General features: G+C 54.4%; 5 protein-coding genes. 3 read left to right on the plus strand and 2 right to left on the minus strand.

Features of this window, described 5'->3' with window-relative positions; genetic code table 11:
- The first annotated feature begins 27 nt into the window (after positions 1-27).
- The 3 genes from IKP20_06290 (at position 28) to IKP20_06300 (ending at position 2655) form a co-directional block, all read left to right on the plus strand.
- The gene (locus IKP20_06290; protein MBR4504560.1) at positions 28-822 is read left to right on the plus strand and encodes a recombinase family protein; all 795 of its coding nucleotides are present in this window, start codon (positions 28-30) and stop codon (positions 820-822) included.
- Positions 801-1643 carry a recombinase family protein gene (locus IKP20_06295; GenBank protein ID MBR4504561.1) on the plus strand — a complete coding sequence of 281 codons (843 nt, stop codon included), beginning with the start codon at positions 801-803 and terminating at the stop codon, positions 1641-1643. Before IKP20_06290 ends, IKP20_06295 begins: the two co-directional genes overlap by 22 nt.
- A gap of 160 nt (positions 1644-1803) precedes the next feature.
- Positions 1804-2655 carry an SDR family NAD(P)-dependent oxidoreductase gene (locus tag IKP20_06300; GenBank protein ID MBR4504562.1) on the plus strand — a complete coding sequence of 284 codons (852 nt, stop codon included), beginning with the start codon at positions 1804-1806 and terminating at the stop codon, positions 2653-2655.
- Here the strand turns inward: IKP20_06300 and IKP20_06305 are convergent.
- Both IKP20_06305 and IKP20_06310 read right to left on the minus strand, forming a co-directional pair.
- Positions 2612-4405 (minus strand): ABC transporter ATP-binding protein, encoded by a 1794-nt coding sequence (locus tag IKP20_06305; protein ID MBR4504563.1) that lies wholly within the window; start codon positions 4403-4405, stop codon positions 2612-2614. The two genes, IKP20_06300 and IKP20_06305, sit on opposite strands and share 44 nt — an antisense overlap.
- Positions 4402-6150: an ABC transporter ATP-binding protein gene (locus IKP20_06310; GenBank protein ID MBR4504564.1), complete on the minus strand. Its 1749-nt coding sequence runs from the start codon at positions 6148-6150 to the stop codon at positions 4402-4404. Before IKP20_06310 ends, IKP20_06305 begins: the two co-directional genes overlap by 4 nt.
- Positions 6151-6734 lie beyond the last annotated feature (584 nt).

Raw genomic sequence — 6734 nt, forward strand, 5'->3', positions numbered from 1 at the left:
CTGAGAGTTCGATCGCAAGATGATGGCATGCGCGCGGCGTTGTATGCGAGGGTCTCGACGGAGGACCAAGCAAAGGAAGGCTTCTCTCTGGATGCCCAGATAAAAAGGATGGAAGCCTACTGCAGAGTCCGCGGATGGGAAGTCGCCGGGATATACAGGGACGAGGGGCATTCCGGACGCACCGTCGATCGTCCGGAGTATTCCCGCATGATGGCGGAATCCGATTCATGGGACCTCTTATTGGTCCTGAAAATGGATCGTATCCACAGAAACAGCGTAAATTTCGCGCTGATGATGGACGACCTCCGCTCCAAGGGAAAAGAATTCAACTCGATGCAGGACAAATTCGATACCACCACCGCTATGGGGAGATTCGTCATGGACATCATGCAGCGCATCGCCCAGCTAGAGAGCGAGCAGATCGGCGAGAGAGTCAAATTGGGCATGACTTATAAGGCGAAAAGCGGGAAAGGCCACCTTGGATCTGCCCACCCCTACGGATATGCGTTCGAGGGCGGGGAGATGATAGTTGTTCCGGAGGAGGCGGAAGCGGTCCGCATGATGTTCGAGATGAGGATACGCGGCTCAACTCTGAAAGATATCGCCGATTTCCTGTCCAGCAGCGGCATACCCACAAAAAAAGGCGGCAGATGGAAACCCCAAACTGTGGCTAACATCTTAAAAAACCCCATCTACGCCGGATACTCGGTTTGGAACGGGATAATCAAGCACGGAGATCACGAGGCCATCGTCAGCTCAGAGAAGTTCGAGGCCGTCAACGGCGCGATAGAGGCGGTGCGATGCGCGCGGCCCTATATGTAAGAGTTTCCACCGAAGAGCAGGCGGCCGAGGGATATTCTTTGGAAGCGCAGAAATCTCTTCTCGAAGACTATTGCATCGCAGAAGGATGGGACGTGGCTGCGGTCTATGAGGACGACGGATATTCGGGTAGAAGCTCCAAACGTCCGGCTTACCGCAGGATGATGGCGGAATACGAGAATTGGGACGTCATCCTCGTAATAAAAATGGATCGTATCCACAGGAACAGCAGGAATTTCATGCTGATGATGGAGAATCTCGACAAGAATGGGAAGAAATTCGTGTCATCCTCAGAATCGCTGGACACCACCAACGCGCTCGGCAGATTCGTAGTCGACATGATACAGCGCATAGCCCAGCTTGAGAGCGAGCAGATAGGCGAGAGAACTTACATGGGGATGCGCGAGAAAGCGGAATCGCTGGAGACCTCGGATTCCAAAAAGAAAACGATGGGATTCACGCCGCCATTCGGCTATGCCATAGAAAAGGGCGCTCTGGCAGCGGTGCCGGAAGAGCTGGCGATAGCGGATCGCATATTCTCCGAGTACATGGCCGGCTCCACGGTGGATTCCATTTGCTATGAGCTCAATGGATTGGGAATGCTGACTAGAAAAGGCAATCCATGGAACAAATACAATCTGCGCAACGTGCTCCACAACCCGGTATACGCAGGTTTCATGCGCTGGGAGGAGCTTTTCATAAGGCATACTGCGGACACCATCCTTACCCCTGACGAATTCAACGATCTCCAGATCAGGATGGCCGCAAAAGACCGCAATAAGCGTACCCCTGCCAACGCCATCCCGGAATGCTGCTACAGATGAACTAAACATTTGTTGAGCTTTCAATACAATATTATAACTAAAGCATGATTCGGGCTAAGATAACTATGAAACTCGAACAGAAGAAAAAGGTTCTGGCTTTCGCCATGGTAGGCATCATGATCGTCGTCGCGCTCACTGCCGCTGTCGCGGTGCTCGTCTGATGGCGAAGGTTGCGGCAGTTACCGGCGCATCTTCCGGGATCGGCGCCGAGTTCTGCCGCGCACTGGATGCCGAAGATCTCGATGAGATTTGGATGATATCCAGACGCGCGGATGCCATGGAGGGGATTGCCTCCGGCATCCGCACGAAATGCCGCATAATCCCGATCGATCTTTCCGATGAAAACGGAAGGGACAGGTTGGCAACCATAATCCAAACAGAAAAACCCGACATTCGCTATGCGATCGGATGCGCCGGCCTCGGACGCTTCGGGGACAGTTTCTCGATCCCCAAAGAGCAGACGCGTTCCATGATCGAGGTGAACATCTCCTCTACGGTGGAATTCGTATCCATGTGCATCCCGTTCATGGGCAGAGGGTCGCATATTATAGTCCTGTGCTCCGAAGCCGCATACGTCGCCGCCTACAGGCTGGGCGTATACGCAGCATCCAAAGCTTTCGTGAGGAGCTATCTGGATTCTTTGAGGTACGAGGTCGAGAATAAGGGGATATCGGTTCTAGAGGTATCCCCGGGATGGGTAGACACGCCGTTCATAGACGGCGCCAGATCGAGCTTCGACGCTCCGCCCAAAGTGTTCGGCGGCACCGTCACCAAAGAGGCGGTCGTGAAGAAGGCGATGGAAGATTGCGCCTCCGGCAGAAAAAGATCCGTATGCGGATTCGCCACCCGCACGATAATATCTCTAGCCACCCACTTTCCCCGTTTCTCCTCTTATTACTGGCGCAGGCTCTGGAAGCGATGGGATAGGTTTGCCCCCTCGATTGGGGGCAGGAATGAAGCGAGCCGAGTTAACTCATATCCACCTCTTCGAACTGGCTGTTGTATAGCCTGAAGTAAAATCCGCCCTGCTCCATCAGGCTGCCGTGGTTCCCTTGCTCTATGATATTTCCGTCCTTCATCACCAGGATCATATCGGAATTCCTGATCGTGGATAGGCGGTGGGCGATGACGAACGAAGTCCTGCCGCTTGAAAGGCGATCCAAGCTTTCCTGTATCACCTTCTCCGTCCGGGTATCGACTGAGCTTGTGGCCTCATCGAAAATTAGCATCGGAGAGCGGTCTATAAGCGCCCTCGCTATCACAAGCTGCTGCTTCTGGCCCGCGGAAAGTTCAGTGGATTCGCTGATGACGGTATCGTATCCCTCGGGAAGAGACATGATGTACCTGTCGATCCCCGCCGCGGCGCAGGCTTCCCTGATCTGTTCTAATGTAACGCCTTCCCTGTTGAAAGCGATGTTGTTTCTGACTGTGTCCCCGAAGAGCCAAGCGTTCTGAAGCACCATACAGAACTGCTCATGGACGTTGGAGCGGGACATCTCGCTGACCGGAATCCCATCGATGAGAATCTCGCCGCTGCCTATGTCATAGAATCTCATCAGCAAGTTGACTATGGTCGTCTTGCCGGCTCCGGTGGGACCTACGATGGCCACTTTCTGCCCGGGCTTGATGTCCGCGGAAAAGCCTTTGATGACCTCCTTCCCCGGGACGTAGCTGAAATGGACATCCCTGAATTCCACGTGTCCGACGGCGCGATCCAAGCGGGTTCTCTTGCTTTCCTCCTTGGGGAGCTCATTCTCATCCAGGAATGCGAAGACCCTCTCAGCTCCGGCCGCCACCGACTGCATATTGGTGAGCGCCTGGGATATCTGGGAGAGAGGCTGGGTGAACAGGCGGATGTAGATCATGAACGCGACTATGGTGCCGATGGTGGCGCTCCCGTCGATGACGAGCACCGCGCCCACGAGGCAGACCATCACGTATCCGAAGTTGCCGACGAAATTGGTGATCGGCATCATCGTCCCCGATATAAACATCGCGAAGAAGGACGAGTGGGTGAGATCGTCGTTTATCCCGTCGAACCTATCGGTCGCGCTCCTCTCGCCTCCGAACGCTTTGACGATCAGATGCGACGAATAAGTCTCGCTGACATGGCCGTTCATGCGGCCGAGGTTCGTCTGCTGCATATCGAAGTGCTTCTGAGACATTTTGACGATGGCTATCATCATGGAGATGCCGAGAAGCGACGACAGGACGGCTGTGATCGCCATCGGGACGTTCGTGACGAACATCATGACCAGCGACCCCAAGAACAATGTCACCGACGATATCATCATGCCGAGGCTCTGGTTCATCGCCTGTCCCATGCTGTCCGCATCATTGGTGACGCGGCTCATCAGATCTCCCGAGCTGGATCCGTCGAAGAATCCCAGCGGGACCTTGTCTATCTTCTCTGAGATGTCGTCGCGAAGGTTCCCTGCCGTTTTCTGGGTGATGGTCGACATTATTAGGTTCTGGGTCAGAAGCAGAGCGGCGCTGATTCCATACAGTATCAGAAGGCTCGCGCCAATGGACGCTATCGCATCGATGTCGATCGGAGTTCCGGGGCCCAGGCCGTCCTTGATCAGATCGGTTATGTCCCGGATCATGTTGGGCCCGGCAAGCGATATCGCGGTGCCTACGACGGACATCCCGATGGCGGCATAGAAAGCGTATCTGTATCTCCCCATGTATTGGAAGATCCTCTTCCAGGCAGAACCGAAATCGTTCGGCTTCTCATCCCGGATTCTGTCGCGGATCCTCATATTCCCAGCTCCTCCGCGGAAAGTTGCGAGGACGCTATCTCGCGATATACCGGGCAATTGATGAGAAGATCCTCATGCTTGCCGATACCGACGGCTTTGCCTCCGTCAAGGACGACGATTTTATCCGCATCCCTTATCGTGCCGATCCTCTGCGCGACGATGAGTTTGGTTGCTCCCGCCGCCTCCTTCTTCAGAGCGGATCTGAGATCGCGGTCCGTACTGTAATCCAAAGCTGAGAATGAATCGTCGAAGATGTAGATCTCCGGATCCCTGCATACGGCGCGGGCGATGGAAAGGCGCTGCCTCTGGCCTCCGGAAAAATTGTTCCCCATCTCGGCCACCCTGGATCCGTATTGCCCCTCCGCCTTCTCCACAAAATCGGTTCCCTGAGCGATTCTGATCGCACGCTTGACGTCATCCAGAGTGCGGCTCTCAGAATCGCTGCCGTAGTTGACATTCGATTCTATCGTGCCGCTCATCAGAACCGTCTTCTGGGGGACGTAGCCGATCTTCTCGCGCAGCGATGCGATATCATAATCGCGGACGTCCACGCCGTCCACCAGGATCTTCCCGGAAGTGACGTCGTAGAACCTCGGTATCAGATTGACCAGAGTGCTTTTCCCGCTGCCGGTGGATCCGATGAAGGCGACGGTCTCCCCCTTTTTGGCTGAGAAGCTTATCCCGCTGAACGTATCTTCCTTGGCGCCCGGATATCTGAATCCCACATCCACGAATTCGATCTCCCCCGCGCGCCCGTCCGGAGACTTTTCTATGCCCCCGTCCTTTATGGATGGCTCCGTGTCGATGACCTCCTCAATGCGGCGCGCCGCTACCTGAGCCCTGGGCAGTATCATAAAGATGGCGGTCATCATCATGAACGAAGCCACTATCTGAAGCGCGTACGCTGAGAACACGATCATAGATGAGAATTCCTCTATCCTCATCATCCCGGTCGCCTCGTTGATGATGCTGGCTCCGATCCAATAGATGGAAAGCGACATCAGATTCATCACAGTCTGCATCCCGGGGCCCAGAAAAGCCAGCGCTCTGGTGACTGCGAGATGGGTTCCTGTAAGAATCCCGTTGGCCTTCTTGAATCTGCTCTCCTGGAACTCCTCGGCATTGTAGGCATGGATGACGCGTATGCCTTCGATGCTTTCCTTGGTGACGGCGTTCACATCATCAGTGTAGCCCTGGAGCCTCTTGAATCTCGGCACTACAAATATCATGATTGCTGCGATGATGGCCAGCATCACCAGAACGGAAATCGCAACTGCTGATGTCCATCTAAAATCCGAGCCAATGATTTTGGAGACGGCCCAGACAGCCATGATCGGTGCCTTGACCATCACCTGCAGCCCGATCGCTATGACCATCATTACTTGGTTCACATCGTTGGTGCTGCGGGTGATCAGAGATGCAACCGAAAATCTGCCTATCTCCTCGGAAGAAAAGCTCTGAACCGAATCGAACTGCCTTTTCCTGACGGTCTTGGCGAGGGAGGTCGCAGTCCTGGCAGATAGGTATCCAACGACGACGGAGGAGACCAAACTTCCGAAAGCGCAAACGAGCATCGGGATTCCCTCGTCCAAAACCTGATCGGTGGTTCCGCCGGTGTTGAGCACCGTGGTTATGTTGGCCATATATGCTGGGACCTCAAGGTCCAGGTAAACCTGCAATGCGATGAGCACGACGCATAATGCCACAACGGCCCAATCGGACGCCCTCAGATATTTGAGTATCATGCCTAGTCGCCCCGTTTATTTTAGCGGCAGATAAGATTTTTACCGCCGTAATGTCCATTGTGTGGCGCCTCTCCGGCATGACATCTGTCCCTAGACTTCCAACTCCCGAGAGAGCTAGAAAGAAGGGGACCAAAAGCGGAACTTACCAGCTTAAGACGCAAGCGGAAAGACGCGGCATCACCCGGAATCGGGCGGAACGCCACCTCCTCTTGAGAAATGCAACAGACAGAATGATTAAAAATTTGGCGGGAGAGTCAGAAGAGAGCTCCGAAGACATTATAGATCTCTCCGGATGCAACTCCTATCTTACATAAGCCGGCACATTGTAGCGGCGGAAGGTTATGTCTAGCTGGCCGTGCAAAATAGCATCCGGAATGTCCCGAGAAAGTGTAGCCATAAGATGAAGAAATAACAGGCAGCGGAGATAGTCGGGGCCGCGCCGCCAGATGGAAAGGTTCGGCCGGGGACCCCGGCCATTATGGTTCAGGAATACATTTCCAGGAACTTTCCCTCTCCGTGGAAGTGGTGCCCGCCGAGGTTCTTGGCGGTGGCTTTGATCTTGTTGTCACTGGCGTCATGGAAGG

This window comes from Candidatus Methanomethylophilaceae archaeon (genome assembly GCA_017524805.1).
Classification (GTDB): Archaea; Thermoplasmatota; Thermoplasmata; order Methanomassiliicoccales; family Methanomethylophilaceae; genus Methanoprimaticola.

Bases quoted from the DNA above. Each gene is read 5' to 3' on its own strand.
- IKP20_06290 (MBR4504560.1), top strand. From the start codon at position 28: ATGCGCGCGGCGTTGTATGCGAGGGTCTCGACGGAGGACCAAGCAAAG.
- IKP20_06295 (MBR4504561.1), top strand. From the start codon at position 801: ATGCGCGCGGCCCTATATGTAAGAGTTTCCACCGAAGAGCAGGCGGCC.
- IKP20_06300 (MBR4504562.1), top strand. From the start codon at position 1,804: ATGGCGAAGGTTGCGGCAGTTACCGGCGCATCTTCCGGGATCGGCGCC.
- IKP20_06305 (MBR4504563.1), bottom strand. From the start codon at position 4,405: ATGAGGATCCGCGACAGAATCCGGGATGAGAAGCCGAACGATTTCGGT.
- IKP20_06310 (MBR4504564.1), bottom strand. From the start codon at position 6,150: ATGATACTCAAATATCTGAGGGCGTCCGATTGGGCCGTTGTGGCATTA.